Here is an 18,964-nt window from a genome sequence, read left to right on the forward strand (position 1 = left end):
CATGACGAAACGCGCGGCGGCAGCCGCAGTCGTGGTGATGCTCGCGGCGCTGGTCGGTTGCGGTCCCGCACAGCCGGCATCGAATCCCTCGTCGGCGCCCGCGGCGGTGCCGCCCAACGAGTTCTCTGCGGTGCAGATCCCCGCCGGGCGCATCGATGAGGCCGTCGGAAAGGTCGACGGCCTGGTTGCCGAGCTGCTGAAGAACTCGGGCATCCCCGGCATGGCCGTGGCCGTAGTTCATGGCGGAAAAGTCCTTTATGCCAAGGGTTTCGGTGTCAAGGACGCCGGCAAACCGGACAGCCCGGACAACATGGTCAACGCCGACACCGTATTTCAGCTGGCATCCATCTCCAAGCCGGTGGGAGCGACCGTGGTGGCCCACGAGGTGACCGAAGGGGTTCTCACCTGGGACACGCCCGTCACGACGAAGCTGCCGGGGTTCACCCTGGCCGATCCCTATGTCACCACAAACGTCAGCGTCGCCGACCTGTACTCGCACCGGTCCGGCCTGCCCGATCACGCCGGTGACGCGCTCGAGGATCTGGGCTACGACCGCCGGCAGGTGCTGGACCGGCTCCGGTACCTGCCGCTGGCCCCGTTTCGAATCAGCTACGCCTACACCAACTTCGGTGTGACTGCCGCCGCCGAGGCGGTCGCCGCCGCCGCCGGCAAGTCCTGGGAGGAGTTGTCCGACGAGGTGCTGTACCGCCCGCTGGGGATGACGTCCACCAGTTCGAGATTCGCCGATTTCCTGGCCAGGCCCAACCACGCGGTCAACCACATCAAGGTCGGCGACAAATGGGAGGCCCGTTTCCAACGCGATGCCGACGCCCAGACACCGGCGGGCGGGGTGAGTTCGTCGGTCAACGACATGGCTCGCTGGCTGACCATGGTGATGGCCAACGGCATCTACAACGGCCGGCGGATCACCTCGCCGGAAGCGCTGCTACCCGCCATCACCCCGCAGGTCATCTCGACCGCCGCCAAGAATCCGAATGCCCGTGCGGGTACCTACGGACACGGGTTCAACATCTCGGTCACCTCGTCGGGGCGCACCATGTACAGCCATTCGGGTGCCTTCGGACTCGGTGCCGCAACGAATTTCGCCGTTCTGCCCGCCGAGGATGTCGGCATCATCGCCCTGACCAACGCGGCGCCTTACGGGGTGCCCGAGACGCTGACCGCCGAATTCATGGATCTGGTGCAGTACGGCCAGGTACGTGAGGACTGGGCGAACCTGTATCGCCGACAACTTGCGCCGATGAACAATCCGGACGGCACACTCGTCGGCAAGCAGCCGCCGGTCAGTCCGGCGCCGGCCCGGCCGCTCAGCGACTATGCCGGCGTCTACGCAAACGACTACTGGGGTCCGGCCACCGTGACCGACCACGACGGCCGGCTACAGCTGTCGCTGGGGCCGAAGAACCAGACATTCGACCTGACGCATTGGGACGGCGACACCTTCACCTTCGTCTTGTCTACCGAAAATGCCCTGCCCGGATCGATTTCCAAAGCGGTCTTTTCCGGCAATGCGCTGAAACTCGAGTACTTCGATTCCAACGATCTGGGCACCTTCACCCGATGACTGTCGGTGGCCTGACCGATGCGCAAGTGGCACAACGGGTTGCCGACGGCAAAGCCAACGACATCCCCGAGCGCGTCACCCGCAGCATCGCCCACATAGTCCGGGCGAACATCTTCACCCGGATCAACGCGATTCTCGCTGTGCTGTTTGCCATCGTGGTGCTCACCGGCTCGTTGATCAACGGGTTGTTCGGTCTGCTCATCGTCGCGAACAGCGTCATCGGCATGGTCCAGGAAATCCGTGCGAAGCGAACACTGGACAGGCTGGCGATAGTCGGTCAAGCAAAGCCTTTGGTGCGCCGGCAATCCGGCACGGTCACTTTGGCTCCGGGCGAGGTGGTACTCGACGACATCATAGAACTCGGCCCGGGTGATCAGATCGTGGTCGACGGCGAGGTCGTCGAAGATCAAAACCTGGAGATCGACGAATCGCTGCTGACCGGCGAAGCCGATCCAATCGCCAAAGACGTCGGCAACGAGGTGATGTCGGGCAGCTTCGTCGTCGCGGGAGCCGGTGCCTATCGCGCTACCAAGGTGGGTGGTGCGGCCTACGCGGCCAAACTTGCCGCTGAGGCCAGCAAGTTCACTTTGGTGAAATCCGAACTACGCAACGGAATTAACCGAATACTGCAGTTCATCACTTACCTGCTGATTCCGGTGGGACTGCTGACCATCTATACCCAGTTGTTCACGACGACTGCGGGATGGCGGGAGTCGGTACTCGCCACGGTGGGAGCACTGGTCCCGATGGTGCCGGAAGGTTTGGTACTGATGACATCGATCGCGTTCGCGGTCGGTGTCGTGCGTCTGGGCCGGCGTCAGTGCCTGGTGCAGGAGTTGCCGGCCATCGAGGGACTCGCTCGCGTCGACGTGGTTTGCGCCGACAAGACGGGCACGCTGACCGAAAGCGGGATGCGGGTATCCGATGTGGCGGAACTGGGCGCTACCGCAGAGCAGGTCGGCGACGTGCTCGCCGCCCTGGCCGCGGCCGACGCCCGTCCTAACGCCAGCATGCTGGCGATAGCCGAGACACGTGATAACCATCCCGACTGGATCGTCACCGCGACGGCACCTTTCAAATCGGCAACCAAGTGGAGCGGGGTGTCGTTTCGGGACCACGGCAACTGGGTGATCGGCGCACCCGATGTCCTGCTTGACCCCAAGTCAGCGGCTGCCGAGCAGGCCGAGCGGTTCGGCGCCCGGGGGCTGCGGGTGCTGTTGTTGTGTTCCGCGGATGTCGCGGTAGACGATCCGGATGCTCCGGGTGCCGTGCAGCCGGTCGCCCTGGTGGTACTGGAGCAGAAAGTGCGACCCGATGCCCGTGAGACTCTGGAATACTTTGCCGCCCAGAATGTGTCGGTGAAAGTGATCTCCGGCGACAACGCGGTATCGGTCGCAGCGGTGGCCGATAAACTCGGCTTGCACGGCCGAGCAATGGACGCTCGGCGGTTGCCGGCCGATCAAGCGGAACTCGCCGATGTGCTGGACGCCTGCGACACCTTCGGTCGCGTTCGCCCGGATCAGAAGCGCGCCATTGTGCATGCCCTGCAGTCGCACGGCCACACCGTGGCGATGACCGGCGACGGCGTCAACGACGTCTTGGCCCTCAAAGACGCCGACATCGGCGTGGCGATGGGGTCGGGCAGCCCCGCGTCTCGAGCGGTGGCGCAAATCGTCCTGCTGGACAACAAGTTCGCTACGCTGCCCTACGTCGTCGGCGAAGGTCGGCGGGTGATCGGCAACATCGAACGCGTCGCCAGTCTTTTCCTGACCAAGACGGTCTACTCCGCTTTGCTGGCCTTGCTGGTGGGAATCGAGTGCCTTCTCGCCAAGCCGCTAGGGGCCGAGCCACTGGTTTTTCCGTTCCAGCCGATCCACGTGACCATTGCGGCCTGGTTCACCATCGGCATCCCGTCATTCATCCTGTCGTTTGCGCCAAACAACGAGCGCGCCTATCCGGGTTTTGTGCGGCGGGTGCTGACGTCCGCACTGCCGGCGGGTTTGGTCGTCGGCATCGCGACGTTCGCGACCTACCTGATCGCCTATAACGGCCGTCACGCCACATCGGTGCAGCAGGACCAGGCGTCCACAGCGGCGCTGATTACCTTGCTCGTGACCGCGCTCTGGGTCCTTGCGGTCGCGGCGCGTCCTTACCAGTGGTGGCGGCTGGCGTTGGTGATCGCCTCCGCGCTGGCATATGTCGTTATCTTCAGCTTGCCCTGGACTCAGAAGCAGTTCACGCTCGACCCTTCGAACCTGTGGATCACATCCATCGCGATAGGGATCGGTGCGGTCGGCGCGGCGGCCATCGAGACGATGTGGTGGGTGCGGGGGCGGATTCTCGGTGTGCGGCCGCGGGTGTGGTGCTAGCGAACTCGGCGACTATCCGAGACAAAGTCCGCTCTCGGCGTGTACACGCATTTGACATTCTCGGATCGATCGCAAATTGCTATGACCAATGGTCATTTGCGTTTGGTAAATTCCACAAAGTCCGGCTACTGCTGGCGTAAGGTGACGCGCTATCAACCGCGAGAAGCGGTCGAACCATTCGCGGTGGTTGTCGCGGCATGGTTCCGTCGCTGAACGGTGGGCGGTCATTGGTTATACCGCTCCCGGGGAAGGCATGCGATGAGTTTCCTGGTGTCGCCACCGGAGATCAACTCCGCGCGCATCTTTGGCGGTCCGGGGACCGGCACACTCTTGGCCGCCGCGGTGGCATGGGATGACCTGGCCGGCGAGCTGGGGACGGCGGCAACCGCATTCTCTTCCGTAACTTCGGCGCTGGCGGGGTCCGCGTGGCAGGGCGCGGCCGCCACGGCGATGGTTGATGTGGCCGCGCGCTACGTGGACTGGTTGATCTCAACCGGAGCCGGGGCCGAGCACGCGGCCAGGCAGGTCCGGATGACCGCTGCCGTGTTTGAGGCGACGCGGGCGGCCACGGTGCACCCGGGAGCGGTCCTACTCAACCGCGCCAACGTGCTATCGCTAGTAGCCTCCAACCTGTTCGGCTTCAATGCTCCGGCAATTGCTGCGGTGGAAGCCGAGTACGAGCAGATGTGGGCGCAGGATGTCGCCGCCATGGTCGGCTATCACGCCGAAGCCTCCGCCGTAGCTTCCGCCTTGTCGCCGTTCACCCAGTTGTTGCATGGACCGTCGGTGGCAGTGGCCGCCTCAGCGCAGGCCGCGGTGGGGAATGTTGGGTTGGCGGGTGTTGGTGATCTGAATGTGGGTGCGGGCAGTGTGGGTGGCGGTAATGTGGGGTTCGGGAATTTGGGGAGTTGGAATTTCGGGTCGGGTAATTTGGGGAGTTTTAATCTGGGTTCGGGGAATGTGGGGGTCTATAATGTGGGGCCGGCGAATCTGGGTGGGTTCAATGTCGGGTTTGGTAATCATGGTGACTATAATTATGGGTTCGGTAATGCTGGGGTGGGGAATATCGGGTTTGGGAATACCGGGTCGAATAATGTTGGTTTCGGGTTGGTCGGTGATGGTCAGGTGGGGTTTGGGGGGTGGAATTCCGGTACCGGTAATGTGGGGTTGTTCAACTCCGGGACGGGTAATGTGGGGTTCTTCAACTCGGGGAGTGGGAACTGGGGGATCGGGAACTCTGGTGAGTTGAACACCGGGGTGTTCAATGCAGGGCGGCTCAATACCGGGGTGTTGAATGCGGGTCTGTTGAATACCGGGGTGGGGAATCCGGGGAGTTATAACTCGGGCAGTTTCAATGTGGGGGTGTCGAACACGGGTTCGTGGAATCCGGGTGCGACGAACACGGGGTGGTTCAATACCGGGGACTACAACACCGGGTGGGCCAACACCGGGGACTTCAACACCGGTGGGTTCAACCAGGGCAGCTTTAACAACGGGTTTTTCTGGCGGGGGGACAGTCAGGGTCAGGCCGTCTTCGACTACACCCTGACCATCCCCCGCATCGCCATCGGCCTCGACGTCAATGTACCCATCGACCTTCCCGTGACGGGCACCCTCGGTTCCATTGTGAATGGACAGCCGATCATCACAATCCCGTCGTTCACGATTCCCACGTTGCGTCTCAATGGTTCCGAATTGAGCGGCACGATCGGTCCGATTGTGGTGGATCCGATTGTGGTGCGGGGTCCGTCGTTGGATCTGCAGGTGGGTGGGCCGGGTCAGGGGTTGCAGTTGAGTTTTTCGGGGCCGGGGGTGGGTCCGGTGGTGATTCCGGTGTTGGGGTTGGCGGCGGGGCCGGGGTTGGGTAATTCCACGGGTGGTCCGTCGTCGGGGTTCTTCAATAGTGGGTCGGGTAGTGCGTCGGGGTTTGGGAATGTGGGTGGGGGTTCGGGTTGGTGGAATGTGTCGACGGGGGTGGTCGGGTTTTCGGGGTTGGGGAATGTGGGGGCGCTGGGTTCGGGGGTGCTGAATCTGGGTGAGGGTGTGTCGGGGTGGTACAACTCGGTGCCGAGTGTGGGGTCGGGTGTGGGCAATGTGGGTGGGCAGCTGGCGGGGTTGTTCTCGCAGGGGCTGGATGAGGTCAGTTTGTTTAACCTGGGTGTGGCTAATCATGGTGGCTGGAATGTGGGTAGTGCGAATGTGGGGGATTACAACCTGGGTGGCGGGAATGTGGGTGGGGGGAATGTGGGTGGGGGGAATGTGGGGGATGGGAATTTCGGGTCGGGGAATCTGGGGAGTGGCAATGTGGGGTGGGGTAACCTGGGTGGCCGTAATGTGGGGTTGGGGAATCTTGGTTCGTTTAATGTGGGGTGGGGTAATGCGGGGGATTACAATTTCGGGTTCGGGAACACCGGTCTGAATAATGTGGGTTTCGGGAATACCGGGTCGAATAATATTGGTTTCGGGTTGAGCGGTGATGGTCAGGTTGGGTTCGGGGCGCTGAACTCCGGGAGCGGGAATGTGGGGTTGTTCAACTCGGGGACGAACAACATCGGGTTCTTCAATTCGGGGACGGGGAATTTCGGGATCGCGAACTCGGGGTCGTTGAACACCGGGATCGGCAACAGCGGGACGGTGAACACCGGGATGTTCAACTCCGGGGTGTTCAACACCGGGTGGGCCAATGCCGGCGGGTACAACAGCGGTGGGTTCAACACCGGTGATTTCAATTCCGGGTCCTTCAACCCTGGTGACATCAACACCGGGGACTTCAATATCGGGGACACCAACACCGGCTGGGCCAACACCGGCGACCTGAACACCGGGGCCCTGATCTCGGGCAACCAGAGCAACGGCCTGCTCTGGCGCGGTGAGCGCCAGGGCCTGATCGAGGCCGACTACACCCTGACCATCCCCGAAATCCCCCTCACTCTCGGCGGCGGCGGCACCATCAAACTGCCGATCACCGGCGACATCACCGGCCTCACCGTCAACCCATTTGCCATCCGCGGCGTGGGTGGCGGGAATATCCCGGTCGACGTGAACATCTTCGTCGATGCGGACACCCAAGGTTTCGACATCAGGATCGATCTTCCGCTCGATGTCGGGACCGTCACTATTCCGATCTCCGGCCTGCCGATCAAACTGACGATTCCGTTGCGCTCCCAGCTGGAGCCGATTCAGGTGCCGGAGATCAGAATCGCCAGCATCCCGCTCGACCTCACCGTCGGCAGCGACACGACATTCCTGGCACTCGGGCTGACCGGAGCTATCGGCCCGATCACCGTCCCAGTCCTGAATCTGCCCCCGATGCCTGGCATCGGAAACTCGAGCGCCGTCCCGTCGTCGGGCTTCTTCAACTCCGGCGGCGGCAATGTATCCGGCTTCGGCAACATCGGCGACACTGTCTCCGGCCTCTGGAACGTGGGCTCGCAGGTCTCCGGTTTCGAGAACTTCGGCGGCAACCTGCTGTCCGGGCTGAGCAACCTGGGCAGTGCCGTTTCCGGTCTGGGCAACACCAGCGCCCTCAACATTGCCATGGCCGGTCTGATTTCCGGTGTCGGCAACATCGGCAACCGACTCTCAGGGCTATTCCTGGAAGGCAGCGTGCCGTAGCCCCACCGCTACCAGTAAGGTTTCCCCAGCAAAGTAGGGCTCCCGGGGGATGGAGCCCCACGGGGAAGGAACATGCATGGGATTTCTGGATAGAGCCCTGGAAAAGGGCCTGGAAAAGGGCAAGGACCTGCTGTCGCAGAACGCCGACAAGGTGGAGACGGTAATCACCAAGGCTGGTGAGTTCGTCGACGACAAGACACAGGGCAAGTACTCCGACACCATCCACAAGGTGCAGGAGGAGGCCAGAAAAGTAGTCGACACCGGCGAGCCGCGGAGCTAACCAGATGGCCAAACTTTCCGGATCCATCGACGTACCGCTGCCGCCCGAACAGGCTTGGGCGCACGCTTCCGATCTCAGCAGGTACCGGGAGTGGCTCACCATCCACAAGGTTTGGCGCAGCAAGCTCCCCGAGGTTCTCGATAAGGGCACCGTCGTCGAGTCTTACGTCGAGGTCAAGGGCATGCCCAACCGCATCAAGTGGACGATCGTGCGGTACAAGCCGCCGGAGGGCATGACGCTCAACGGCGACGGCGTGGGCGGCGTCAAAGTCAAACTGATGGCCAAAGTCGCCCCGAAAGATCGGGGTTCCGTCGTCAGCTTCGACGTGCACCTGGGTGGGCCAGCGCTGTTCGGGCCCATCGGCATGGTGGTGGCCGCCGCACTGCGCAGCGACATCAGCGAATCCCTGCAAAACTTCGTGCAGGTGTTCACCCGCCCGGATCCGGGCACGAACGGAGACCGGGTAATTCACCGATGAGTTTTCTCCCTGGCGGCGGTCGATAGAGGTAGTCCACTACCGAACCGAGTATCCAAGGAGAACATCGTGCCCACCCGTGACGACGCGCCGCTGGGCGCACCCTGCTGGATCGACCTGACCACATCCGACGTCGACCGGGCGCAAGACTTCTACGGCACCGTCTTCGGGTGGACCTTCGAGTCCGCCGGCCCCGACTACGGCGGGTACATCAACGCCGCCAAGGATGGACGCCCCGTCGCGGGCCTGATGGCCAACCAGCCAGAGTGGCAGGCCCCGGACAACTGGGCGACCTACTTCCACACCGCGGATATCGATGCGTCAGTCTCCGCGATCACGGCGGCCGGCGGCTCGGGTTGCCTGCAGCCGATGGAGATCCCGGCCAAGGGTTTCATGGCGATGGCAGCTGACCCGGCCGGTGCACTCTTCGGGCTGTGGCAGCCGTTGCAGCACCGCGGGTTCGAGGTGATCGGCGAGGCCGGCGCGCCCGTTTGGCACCAGCTGACGACGCGCGATTACCGCGCTGCCGTCGACTTCTACCGTGCTGCGTTAGGGTGGCGCACGGAGCAGGTTGGTGACACCGACGAATTTCGCTACACCACAGCCTGGTTCGGCGATCAGCAATTGCTCGGTGTGATGGACGGCGCCGGCTTCCTGCCGGAGGGCGTGCCGTCGCAGTGGACCGTCTATTTCGGTGCCGAAGACGTCGACAAGACGCTGCGGGTGATCATCGACAACGGTGGCGCAGTGCTGCGAGACGCAGAGGACACGCCGTACGGGCGGCTTGCCGCAGCGACCGACCCGACCGGAGTCGCGTTCAACCTGAGTTCGCTGCAAGGCTGATGCGCCACGCGGGCGTGAGGCTCGGGAGGTAGTCAGCGACTCGACTAACCTCGCTGCCATGACGCGCCGTCTGCAGCCCGGTTGGTTGGTTGCGCTATTCGCCACCGCGTTGTTGGCCAGCGCTTGGATGCCTTGGTTGGCGACGAATGTGAACGGCGGAGGCTGGGCTAACGCGGTCGGCGGAACCCACGGCAGCCTGGAACTTCCCCGGGGGTTCGGCGCCGGCCAGCTCATCGTCCTGCTGTCCTCGACGCTGTTGGTGGCCGGTGCCATGGCTGGCCGGGGACTGTCGGTGCGGGCTGCTTCGATTGCCGCGCTGGTCATTTCGCTGCTCATCGGCGCATTGATGATGCTGTACTACCAGCGCAACGTCAGTGTCCCGGTATCGGCCGGGTACGGCCTCTACGTGGGGGCGGTCGCCGCCGTCTGCGCAGTGCTTTGTGCGCTGTGGGCGGTGGCAGCCACGGCGTTCGGGGGGCGGCGTTAGACGGTATGGGGGGCTGCGGCCTCACTCAAATGTGATCGTGGGTTGCCGTCAGGAAGTTAGGTCCTGGCCGGTAGAGCCCCAGATTTGGGAGGCCCCAGTGATACGTCAGCGTACGAGTGTTGGTCTGGACGTGCACGCGCGATCGGTCTTCGGGTGTGCACTTGATGGTGTTACGGGTGAACTCATCGAGCGTCGGATGACGCCCGCGCATCGTGAGGTCGTTGAATGGGCGCAATCGCTGCCCGGACCGGTGAGGCGGTCTACGAGGCCGGTCCGACGGGATTCGGGTTGGCCCGGGCATTGAATGCAGGCGGGATCGATTGCCAGGTGTTGGCGCCGTCGAAGCTGATCCGGCCGTCTGGGGATCGGGTCAAGACCGACACGCGCGATGCGCGGCATTCGGCCCGGCTTCTCCATCTCGGTGAAGTGGTGTCGGTCGCGATTCCCTCGGTGGCTCAAGCGTCTGCCCGGGATCTGGTTCGGGCTCGCGAAGATTGCCGCGGCGATCTGATGAGTGCGCGGCACCGGATATCGAAACTGTTGCTGCGCCAAGGAATCGTCTATTCCGGTGGCGAGGCCTGGAACGGCAAGCACGAGAAGTGGTTGCGGCAGCAGCGGTTGGACAATCGCGGTCAGCAGGCAGCATTCGACGCCGCCTTCGACGCGATGCTGGCCACCGTGGATCGCCGCGACCGCCTCGATCGCGCGATCGCCGAGATGGCCGCCGACTCGGAGTTCACCGACGTCGCCGACCGCCTGCAGTGCCTACGCGGGATCTCGACGCTGACGGCCCTCAGTTTGGCCGTCGAGATCGGTGATTGGCGCCGCTTCACCGGGCGCACGATCGGCGCCCACGTCGGTCTGGTGCCAACGGAGCATTCCTCGGGCGGTACACGCAGCCAAGGCGGGCTGACCAAGACCGGCAACGGTCACGTCCGCCGATTGCTCATCGAGTCCGCCTGGCACCGCCGCAAACCCTATCGGCCCTCCCAACGCCTTCGACGCCGCTGGGAAACGGCAACACCTGCGCTCCGGGCTCGCAGTCACGCCGCCAACCGTCGCTGGCATACTCGCTGGGCACGCTTCGGCCAACGTCACAAACGCCCAGTGATCGCCAATGCCGCCATCGCCCGACAACTCGCCGGCTGGTGCTGGTCGTTGGCCGTACTCGACGACTGACACATCCCAACCGTCCCGATTGTATCGATGACGAAGGCAAGCGTTTGACCGAGCGACACGCGTCCCTTCTATGAGGAATCACGTTGCGGCGCAGCGTATTACCCTCGATGTTTCCAGCACCCATATCAGAAGGGTGGGGGTTCGTCGTCGGGTGGGCCGGTGGCGTCGGCGGTTGCGTGGGTGGTGGTGCGGGCTTGGTGGTTGGCGCGGCGTTCGGCGGCTACGCGGTGGGCGCGGTCTTGGGCGCGGGTGCGGCGGCGTTTGGGCATCATCGCGGTGCGTTCGGCGCAGTAGCCGGGGTCGGGGGTTTGGGCTTCGGGGGCGGGCATGCCGCCCACGGCGTGACACAGGCTGGGAAACAGCAGCGCGCTGCCGGGGGTGGTGACGTGGGTGTCGCCGGCTTGGGAGGTCAGGATCAGGGTGCCGTCGGGGAGTTGATTTTCGGTCCAGCCCCAAAACGTCTTCATCAAGTGGTGGGTGCGGCAGTAGCACTTGAGGTTGCCGGCGTGGGTGGGCCCACCGTTGGCGTAGGGGATGGTGTGGTCGAGGTCGCAGTGGGTGGCCGGGACGTCGCAGCCGGGCCAGCGGCAGGTGAGATCCCGGGACCGCACGAAGTCGGCTAATGCCTGAGACGGGATGTGCTGGGGTTCGGGCGGGCCGTAGCCGGGGTGGATCAACGGGACCTGGCGGGCGGTCAGGGCCAGCTCGGCCAGCAGCTCGGGGGTGATGAGGTCACCGCCCAGCACACACCCGGGGCTGTCACCGCGTCCAGCCAGGCTGGCCGCTTCGGCGATCACATGAATCAGCACCGGGCCCGCGGACTTCTGGCTCGCGGCGGTGCAGTCAGCGCGCCCACACTCACAGCCCAGCCGGGTCGCACGGGCGGCCAGCGCCCCCAGGGCATCAGCGCGGCGCTGATCACGGGTGCGTGGATCATGGGGGCACACCGTGGCCGCCAACGCCGAGAGCTGGGCATCGATCGCCGCAGCGTCGGTGAGACGGACCCGGGCCTCGATGACACACAGCCCATCCAGCGGCGGACCGACATACACTTCCCGCTCAGCCTGAGTTTTCTGGCGGCGGCGCAGCGCATCGGCATCAGCGCGGGCCACGATTTTGTCTACCTTCTGCGACAACCGCCGCCGGCTCAGCGACGGCCACCGGGTCACCCGGGTGGCTACCACCGCATCCACCGCCGCGAGCACTTGGGGGTCCTCGATCAGATCGGTCCGGAACACAATCGTGGCGAAGCCCTCCAAATCGATGTCCCCCGCACAGAACACCGCCGCGACCTGGGGCAGCCGCTCCCGCATCGCCCGGGCATAGCGCAACTTGGTCTCCGCGCGGCCCTGGCTGATCCGCAACCCCGCCGCCACCTCCCCGGCGACGGCCTTCATCGTGTCGATTGCCCAGTCCTCGGCCTCCCCGCCCTGGACCAGCCGGTGGGCGAACAACTGCCCGATCGCCACCAACTCCGCGGCGGCGTCCTGATTCACCGCCCGCGCCGCCCCGCAGATCCGCTGCATCCACCCCGCCGACGCCTCGGTGGCCACCGCCAACACCTGCCGACGCGCCGCCGATTCCCGCCGATGCGCATCAAAGAACGCCCACTCCTGCGCGGTGGGCGACCGTGGGAACGAGTCCTCCTCACTGGAAGCGTCTCCGCCCGGCGATTGCTCGAACATATGTTCGATAGTACACCGCGTCACCGACTCTCAGTCCTCGCTGGATGACCGCGTTGACTCATCGAAAATGCGCGTGAAGGGCGGCGATGTTCGTCTTCGTTGCCTGACCCGAAATGCGCGCGAGCGGCGCGCCTAACTGATCGGTCAGCTACGACGTCGGTAGGGCCGGGCGATGGGGTTGACATTGGCGGAACGCGGGGCAGTGACCGAGGCGACCGCGATGCATTATGCGCAGGTGGACAAGCAGACCAAGGGCGTCATTCTCGACGAGTTGTGTGCCACCACGGGCTGGCACCGCGGTCACGCCCGCAAGGCAGATCACCTTCACCCGGGCGCGGCCAGGGAACAAGGACGATGGCTGTCACGTCGAGCAGAAGAACTGCGCAGTGGTCCGCACCGTGGTCCGCTACCACCGCTATGACACCGCGTCAGAAATGTTGCTACTCAACGAGATCTGTTTGTTGCAGTCCAAACTGACCAACTACTACCACCCGCAGCAGAAACAAATGTCCAAGGTTCGCCACGGCGCCACGGTGACCAACAAATACGACACAGGGGCTACCCGGTTTCGCCGCCTGATCAACCACCCATCGATGACCGACGAGGGCCGCATCGTGGCTCTAACCCTCGCCCAGAGCAAGATTCAACCCCGCCCCCGTCCAACGCCGGATCCAGGCCTTGGCGAATCAACTCCTAACAATGACCACCAGCAAAGCCAATGCCGGTGTCAACAAACGCGCACGCCCACATGAGGCAACCAAGACGCCTACGCGCGCATCTTGACACGAGGCAACAGGCACAATCTGTGGATAAAGCACCAACTGTTGATACCCAGATCAGGCGGTCAGTTCGACGGGAATTCGTGCGTACCGGATGACGAACTGCCCTCCGGCTCGTTGACGCCGTACACGAACGGCGCGAACACGACCTCGCGACCATCGGGATCCTGATAGGTGACCGCACCCATCGCCGCCCAGTACGGATGCTGCTCGACGCGCGGAACCGCCGCCGCTTCAAGGCGTGCTATCGCCGCCTGCTGCGCCTGCTGGTGGGGGAAGTACAGGCACAACTGCTCATGCGGGTCCACCGCGACGGATTCGACCGACTCGACGATCTCCATCGTCAGGTTCCAGCTGGGCAGTCCGAAAATGGCGCCGTTGCTGCCATAGCTGTCGCCGAACGTTTCGTGGAGCGGCAACCCCACCAGGTCGCGGTAGAAGCGCACCGTTTCGGCAAAATTGGCCGACCGCCGGGCGAATCTGATAGAGCCGATCGACGCCAACCGCAGGGGCCAGTGCGTCGCCCGATGTCCCTTGCCCATGGCTTACAGCCCCACCGCCCCTGCTGCGGTCTCGGCGTGATCCCACCGGCGCAATTCCGAGCCGGCCACCCATGTCGAATGGGTACCGCTGCTGATGCGTTCCGGCAGCGCCAGTTTGCACACCGGACCATCGCCGACCCGCGCCGCGTCGAACACCAGACAGAAAGACGCGTCGGCGTTCATGTCGGTGGTCAATGTCACAAGATAGCCGTCGTCCTCATGCCCGCTGCCGCCCACCCGCGGAGCCATGGCTGTCTCGCTGCCGTACACGCCCTCACCCAAGGAGTGCCTTTCCTCACGTCCGGTAAGCAGGTCGTGCTTGACCAGCCCGTCGAACAGGAACCAGCCCGGCTTACCGCTCGCGGCATACACATAGCGGTAGTTGCTGGTCGCGTAGTCGGCGTTGATGGTGCCGAACTCGGTGATGGATTCCGACAGCGGCTCCTCCTTCACCGCGCCGGTGACCAGGTTGAGTCGCCACCGGTGCAACCGCGCCTGCAGCCGATCCAAAGCCAGGAACCGAAACAGCTTCTCCCACTTGGTCCCCCCGGTATCGAACGGCTGCGGTGCGCCTTCGTAGAAGCCGTCGAGCACGATCTCGTCGCCGTCCTCGTAGGCGTTCGTGAAGTGCAGCACGAAGGTCGGATCCGCCTCGAACCAACGGATGTCGGAACTGGAGCCGCGACGTGGAAGCACCGCGAAACGCGACGGCATATCCGGGTAGTAGCGCGGCAGGTGCACCTTGTGTTCGAGCAGTCGGGGGTCCCAGAACAGCGGGAAATCGTTGAGGATGGCGTAGTTTTCGGTAAACGCCATGTCGTGCGGCAACCGGGGGCCGGGCAGCGGGACGTCGACGTAGTGGGCCAAATCGTTGTTCTCGTCGACCACGCCGTAGCGCATGTACGGGTCCTGCTTGCTGTAGTTGAAGAACAACAACTCGCCGGTCTTGTTGTCCACCTTGGGATGTGCGGACACGCCCCAGTCGGTCGGGAATCCGCCGTTCCAGCTCTCCTTGCCCAGCGTGTTGCCCGAGTACGGGTCGAGCCGGTACAGGTCACCACACTGGTAGAAACTGGTCAGTGCGATGCCGCGGTGCACGATCACGTCGGTGCTGGACGCATCTTTCATCAATTCACGTGCGCCCCAGCCTTTTTCGCGCTTGGCGAACTGCACCGGTTCGGCCAGGCCCGGCCACAGTGGTTCGCCCGCCTCGTTCTCCGCCAGGAATCCATCCGTCTGAACGAAACGGTTGCGGTAGAACGCCTTTCCGTCGCGGAAGCCGACAATGTGGACCATGCCGTCGCCGTCGAACGGGTGATAGGTCTTGAATGCCGGGTGCAGTGGGTTCTCGGTATTCCGCAAATAGATGCCATCGAGGTCTGCCGGAACCTCACCCTCCACCGCGGTGAGGTCGTCGGCATCCCATTCCGTGGTCTGCGGTCGCCAGGGACCGATGCGATAAGGATGGTCGTCATCCTCGGGAAGTGTCGAGAGGTACTTGCCGACGATCTCCACGTCCATGATCAAACGCCCTTACTGACGACGAAACTGACGGTGGTGGCGGTGCTGCCGCCGAAGTTGAGCGTGCCGAACGTCTTCGCGCCCTCCACCTGGTAGTCGCCGGCCGCGCCGCTGACCTGCTTGGCGGCATCGAGCAGCATACGTACCCCGGACGCACCCACCGGATGGCCGCCGCCGATCAGCCCGCCGCTCGGGTTGATCGGCAGCCGCCCGCCGATCTCGATCTCTCCGTTCTCGATGGCCTTCCACGATTCCCCGGGCCCGGTCAGCCCGATGTGGTCGATGGCCAGGTACTCGCTGGGCGTGAAGCAGTCATGCACCTCGAACCCGTCGATGTCATCGAGGGCCACCTGCGCGCGCCCCAATGCGTCCAGCACCGCGGCCCGCACATGCGGCAGGACATAGCTCTCGCGAGGATCGTTGCGGGTGCGGTCCAGCTTCTGTGCGAGCCCGAGCCCGACGGTGCGGTGCCCCCAGCCGTCGATGCGGCCCACCGGCCGCGCGTCGGGGTGATCCCGCAGATACGCGTCGTTGACCAGGACCACGCCGGCGCCGCCGTCCGTCATCTGGCTACAGTCCAATCGCCGCAACCGCCCCTCGGTGATCGGGTTGGACGCATCGTCGTCGGTGATCGGATCCGGCACCGTCCAGCCGCGCGTCTGAGCATTGGGGTTGCGGCGCGCATTGGCGTAGTTGACCGCAGCGATAGCCCGCAAGTGCGTGTCGTCCAGGCCGTACCGTCGGTCGTACTCGTCGGCGACTTGCGCGAACATCGACGGCCACAGGTAGCGGGCCTCGCCGCCCTCGTGTCCGGTCCAGGCGGCCGCCCCCAGATATTGCGCGGCGGTGTCGCCGGGCACGGTCTTCTCCAGCTCCAGGCCGACAACGAGCGCGCTGTCATAGGCCCCGGATCGCAGGTCAGCCATCGCCGCCAGCGTGGCCACACTGCCCGACGCGCATGCCGCCTCATGGCGGGAGGCCGGGGTGTCCCACAGGCCGTCGCACACGGTGGCCGGCATGGCTCCGAGGTGACCTTGTGTGGCGAACATCTCACCAAAGGCATTGCCGACATGGACTACTCCGATGGTGCTGGCGTCCAGGCGGGCGGCCGCCAGCGTGCACTCCACCACCTCCGCCGTCAGGGCGGCGAAGTCGCACTGCTCTCGAGTCAGGTTGCGGGCGAAGTCGCTCTGATAGCCGCCCAGGATCCACACGCCGGCAGAAGAGCCATTCATACGCGGCACGGTACTCCCAGGTAGGAGCCCGCAGCACGGCAGATCGGGGCGCGCCGCGGTCGCAGCCGAAAAGGGGCCGAGATAAAGCGGTCCCGTCGGCTCTCGGGCTGAACCGACGGGACCTGGGTGGGCATATAGGCCGGCCGATACGCCCACCTCCGTTTGGTCATTGCCATCCGCGGCCAATGACAAACATCTCGTCTTGACAACGGTCGGCCGCGAACGAGGGTCTGTGGCCCCAATTGCATGAATGCCAACAAGATTCGAGCGGACCGATTGTTGACAGATTTATTGTGTACGGTTGCCCGCCGGACCCGGGCCGGCAGGTGGCTGCTGGATCACCACCACCGTGGGCTTGCGCTTGGGCTGCCCCTCCTCGTCGGCCGCAGAGTCGGCGGTCCCCGAGGCGCCGGTGCCGGCGCCGGCGCGGCCGGCCATACTCGCCAGCGCCATGCCGCCGAGCAGGGCCGCCGGTGCCGCGCTCAGGTTCGCCGGAGCGGGGCCGGCGCCGGGACCGGCGCCGGGCAGCGACTCGACGGCGAGCCGGATCTCTGGTGCGGCCACCGTCCAACTGTGCGGGACCGTCAATGCGCCGACCAGGGCAGCCTGACCCACGCCCGCGCTGGGCGCGCCTCCACCTGCGCTCGGCGCGGCGAACTGTTGTGAAGCAACCGGGCCGGCTTGAGTCGGCTCCAAATCCTCCTCATCGTCCCGGGTCGGGGTGGTAGCGCCGAAGCCGAAGATCCATGGCCGGGCGGTGTTCACCGCGGACAGCGACAGGCTGGCGGTCGCGGTGACGGCAATATAGGCGGCCGCTATGTCCAGGTCACCGATCGGCGTCGGAATGGTGATCGCGGCGGCGGATCCCGCAATGGCCGATGAGGCGGGAGACATCAGCGCGGCCAGCCCCTGCAGGGTCTGCGTGTTGATCGTCGGCATCAGGTCCAGCGCCGTTTGCGCCGCGGCCGCTGCCGCCGGGCCGGCCGGGTCAGCGGCCGGCGTCGGTGCGGTGAACGGCGGCAGCGTCGATGCCGCCTCCGATGAGGCCGCGTAAGTGAACATGGCCGCGGCATCCTGCGCCCACATCTCGGCGTATTCGGCCTGCAAGGCCTCGATTACCGGACTGTTCTGCCCCAAGATGTTCGTCGCCGCGAGCGCCATCACCTGCTCGCGATTCGCCGCGACCAAGGGCGGCGGCACCGTCATGGCGAACGCCGCTTCGTACGCGGCGGCGGCGGTGCGTGCCTGCGCGGCGGTTCGCTCCGCCTGCATCGCGGCCGCACTCAGCCAACCCGCGTACGGTGCGGCCGCAGCCGCCATGGCTGCTGACGCCGGGCCCAGCCACGACTCGACCGCCAGGCCTGCGATGACCGATCCGTACGACACCGCTGCCGAGGTGAGCACCGTAGCCAGACCGTCCCAGGCGTTGGCCGCGGCCAACATAGAGCCGGCTCCCGGGCCGGCATAAATGCGGCCCGAATTGACTTCCGGAGGCAGCAACCCGAAGTCGGTAGCCAACGCGCGTCCTAGCCGGCCGCGATTGCGTTGGCGGCCTCGGTCACCGCATATGAACCGGCGCTGGCGGCCAGGGTGCTGACGAACATCTCGTGGATCATCGCAGCCTGCAGGCTGAGGTCCCGGTACGCCTGGGCGTGCGCATTGAAACGAAACGCTGTCCGCGCCGACACCTCGTCCGCAGCTGCCGGAACCACTTCCGTGATGGGTCCCAACGCTGTGTCATTCTGCGCGGCCACCGCCGAACCGATTCCGAGCAGATTCGCCGCGGCGGTAGCCAACGTCTCCGGGTGCGTGACCACAAACGACATCCGCGTCTCCTAAGCCCATGCGAACCGAAGTGCCTGTGCCGTAGCGGGATTGGATGATCACACCGGTGATGTCCCAGTTCCGGGTGCGGCACGTGCTAGCTGCAGGTTACTGCTTCGTTGGGCTAACGGCTTCAGGTTTGGCGCTGATGAATATTTCCAGGTCAGACTGGATAAATTGGCTTCTCCGCCGGGCGCGTCGCGTTCAGGGCAGCGGCGGAGCCGGTGGTGCCGACAGGGCCGGGGGAGCGTCCAGAGTCGACGGCGGAGCCAGGGTGGTGAGTGGGGTGAGGGTCGTCGTGTACGTCGCCGGGGCCGAAGTCGCCGAGGAGCCTGCGGTGCCGGTCATCGAGGTCGTTTCTGGGCTGCTCGAGTCAAGGCCCAGGGTTGCCGTCAGCGCTATGGCGGCGGCAGCGAACGCGGCGTAGATACCAATGTTCTTGATCGCGGGGCTGGTCATCGTCTTCTCCTCAAGTGTTCCGCAATACGGATCAAGAGAATCCGTATTACGAATCACGATAGGCGCTGGCGCGGCCCCCGGCAAGC

Annotated in this window: 16 protein-coding genes and 1 pseudogene; 10 read left to right on the forward strand and 7 right to left on the reverse strand. The window is 64.8% G+C overall.

Annotated elements, in window-relative coordinates:
* The first annotated feature begins 1 nt into the window (after position 1).
* The 8 genes and pseudogenes from AC5Y7D_RS09375 (at position 2) to AC5Y7D_RS09410 (ending at position 10,833) form a co-directional block, all read left to right on the forward strand.
* Positions 2-1,585 (forward strand): serine hydrolase, encoded by a 1,584-nt coding sequence (locus AC5Y7D_RS09375; RefSeq protein ID WP_499923427.1) that lies wholly within the window; start codon positions 2-4, stop codon positions 1,583-1,585.
* Positions 1,582-3,954 (forward strand): cation-translocating P-type ATPase, encoded by a 2,373-nt coding sequence (locus AC5Y7D_RS09380; protein WP_499923430.1) that lies wholly within the window; start codon positions 1,582-1,584, stop codon positions 3,952-3,954. Before AC5Y7D_RS09375 ends, AC5Y7D_RS09380 begins: the two co-directional genes overlap by 4 nt.
* Before the next feature lie 258 nt (positions 3,955-4,212).
* A complete protein-coding gene (locus AC5Y7D_RS09385; RefSeq protein ID WP_499923431.1) occupies positions 4,213-7,569 on the forward strand; it encodes a PPE family protein in 3,357 nt (1,118 codons plus the stop codon).
* A 76-nt stretch (positions 7,570-7,645) separates the two neighbouring features.
* Positions 7,646-7,849: an antitoxin gene (locus AC5Y7D_RS09390; protein ID WP_499923434.1), complete on the forward strand. Its 204-nt coding sequence runs from the start codon at positions 7,646-7,648 to the stop codon at positions 7,847-7,849.
* Between the two features lie 4 nt (positions 7,850-7,853).
* Entirely contained in the window at positions 7,854-8,327 is a 474-nt protein-coding gene (locus AC5Y7D_RS09395) for a type II toxin-antitoxin system Rv0910 family toxin (RefSeq protein WP_499923436.1), read from the forward strand.
* A 66-nt stretch (positions 8,328-8,393) separates the two neighbouring features.
* Positions 8,394-9,167 (forward strand): VOC family protein, encoded by a 774-nt coding sequence (locus AC5Y7D_RS09400; RefSeq protein ID WP_499923438.1) that lies wholly within the window; start codon positions 8,394-8,396, stop codon positions 9,165-9,167.
* Between the two features lie 58 nt (positions 9,168-9,225).
* Entirely contained in the window at positions 9,226-9,654 is a 429-nt protein-coding gene (locus tag AC5Y7D_RS09405; protein ID WP_499923439.1) for a hypothetical protein, read from the forward strand.
* A 97-nt stretch (positions 9,655-9,751) separates the two neighbouring features.
* A pseudogene (locus tag AC5Y7D_RS09410) lies at positions 9,752-10,833 on the forward strand (IS110 family RNA-guided transposase).
* 125 nt (positions 10,834-10,958) lie between these two features.
* Here AC5Y7D_RS09410 and AC5Y7D_RS09415 read toward each other — a convergent pair.
* Positions 10,959-12,518, reverse strand: coding sequence for an HNH endonuclease signature motif containing protein (locus AC5Y7D_RS09415; RefSeq protein WP_499923441.1), 1,560 nt, complete (start codon positions 12,516-12,518; stop codon positions 10,959-10,961).
* A 202-nt stretch (positions 12,519-12,720) separates the two neighbouring features.
* On the opposite strand from AC5Y7D_RS09415, the gene AC5Y7D_RS09420 reads away from it, so the two are divergent.
* Positions 12,721-12,939 (forward strand): hypothetical protein, encoded by a 219-nt coding sequence (locus tag AC5Y7D_RS09420; protein ID WP_499923442.1) that lies wholly within the window; start codon positions 12,721-12,723, stop codon positions 12,937-12,939.
* A complete protein-coding gene (locus AC5Y7D_RS09425) occupies positions 12,905-13,270 on the forward strand; it encodes a hypothetical protein (protein ID WP_499923444.1) in 366 nt (121 codons plus the stop codon). The genes AC5Y7D_RS09420 and AC5Y7D_RS09425 overlap by 35 nt, the downstream gene beginning before the upstream one ends.
* A gap of 92 nt (positions 13,271-13,362) precedes the next feature.
* Here the strand turns inward: AC5Y7D_RS09425 and AC5Y7D_RS09430 are convergent, their stop codons facing one another.
* From AC5Y7D_RS09430 to AC5Y7D_RS09455, 6 genes are all read right to left on the reverse strand, one after another.
* Complete coding sequence (locus AC5Y7D_RS09430; protein WP_499923445.1) at positions 13,363-13,839, reverse strand: VOC family protein; 477 nt, start codon at positions 13,837-13,839, stop codon at positions 13,363-13,365.
* A 3-nt stretch (positions 13,840-13,842) separates the two neighbouring features.
* Entirely contained in the window at positions 13,843-15,360 is a 1,518-nt protein-coding gene (locus AC5Y7D_RS09435; RefSeq protein ID WP_499923447.1) for a carotenoid oxygenase family protein, read from the reverse strand.
* A 2-nt stretch (positions 15,361-15,362) separates the two neighbouring features.
* Positions 15,363-16,595 (reverse strand): acetyl-CoA acetyltransferase, encoded by a 1,233-nt coding sequence (locus AC5Y7D_RS09440; protein ID WP_499923448.1) that lies wholly within the window; start codon positions 16,593-16,595, stop codon positions 15,363-15,365.
* A gap of 288 nt (positions 16,596-16,883) precedes the next feature.
* Positions 16,884-18,113 carry a PPE family protein gene (locus tag AC5Y7D_RS09445; protein ID WP_499923450.1) on the reverse strand — a complete coding sequence of 410 codons (1,230 nt, stop codon included), beginning with the start codon at positions 18,111-18,113 and terminating at the stop codon, positions 16,884-16,886.
* Positions 18,114-18,121: 8 nt separating this feature from the next.
* Entirely contained in the window at positions 18,122-18,421 is a 300-nt protein-coding gene (locus AC5Y7D_RS09450; protein WP_499923452.1) for a PE family protein, read from the reverse strand.
* A 202-nt stretch (positions 18,422-18,623) separates the two neighbouring features.
* Positions 18,624-18,878 carry a hypothetical protein gene (locus AC5Y7D_RS09455; protein WP_499923453.1) on the reverse strand — a complete coding sequence of 85 codons (255 nt, stop codon included), beginning with the start codon at positions 18,876-18,878 and terminating at the stop codon, positions 18,624-18,626.
* Positions 18,879-18,964: the final 86 nt, after the last annotated feature.

The organism is Mycobacterium sp. NGS49, from assembly GCF_059812565.1.

Bases quoted from the DNA above. Each gene is read 5' to 3' on its own strand.
- AC5Y7D_RS09385 (WP_499923431.1), top strand. From the start codon at position 4,213: ATGAGTTTCCTGGTGTCGCCACCGGAGATCAACTCCGCGCGCATCTTT.
- AC5Y7D_RS09380 (WP_499923430.1), top strand. From the start codon at position 1,582: ATGACTGTCGGTGGCCTGACCGATGCGCAAGTGGCACAACGGGTTGCC.
- AC5Y7D_RS09450 (WP_499923452.1), bottom strand. From the start codon at position 18,421: ATGTCGTTTGTGGTCACGCACCCGGAGACGTTGGCTACCGCCGCGGCG.
- AC5Y7D_RS09415 (WP_499923441.1), bottom strand. From the start codon at position 12,518: ATGTTCGAGCAATCGCCGGGCGGAGACGCTTCCAGTGAGGAGGACTCG.
- AC5Y7D_RS09440 (WP_499923448.1), bottom strand. From the start codon at position 16,595: ATGAATGGCTCTTCTGCCGGCGTGTGGATCCTGGGCGGCTATCAGAGC.
- AC5Y7D_RS09430 (WP_499923445.1), bottom strand. From the start codon at position 13,839: ATGGGCAAGGGACATCGGGCGACGCACTGGCCCCTGCGGTTGGCGTCG.
- AC5Y7D_RS09405 (WP_499923439.1), top strand. From the start codon at position 9,226: ATGACGCGCCGTCTGCAGCCCGGTTGGTTGGTTGCGCTATTCGCCACC.
- AC5Y7D_RS09395 (WP_499923436.1), top strand. From the start codon at position 7,854: ATGGCCAAACTTTCCGGATCCATCGACGTACCGCTGCCGCCCGAACAG.
- AC5Y7D_RS09390 (WP_499923434.1), top strand. From the start codon at position 7,646: ATGGGATTTCTGGATAGAGCCCTGGAAAAGGGCCTGGAAAAGGGCAAG.
- AC5Y7D_RS09435 (WP_499923447.1), bottom strand. From the start codon at position 15,360: ATGGACGTGGAGATCGTCGGCAAGTACCTCTCGACACTTCCCGAGGAT.
- AC5Y7D_RS09375 (WP_499923427.1), top strand. From the start codon at position 2: ATGACGAAACGCGCGGCGGCAGCCGCAGTCGTGGTGATGCTCGCGGCG.
- AC5Y7D_RS09455 (WP_499923453.1), bottom strand. From the start codon at position 18,878: ATGACCAGCCCCGCGATCAAGAACATTGGTATCTACGCCGCGTTCGCT.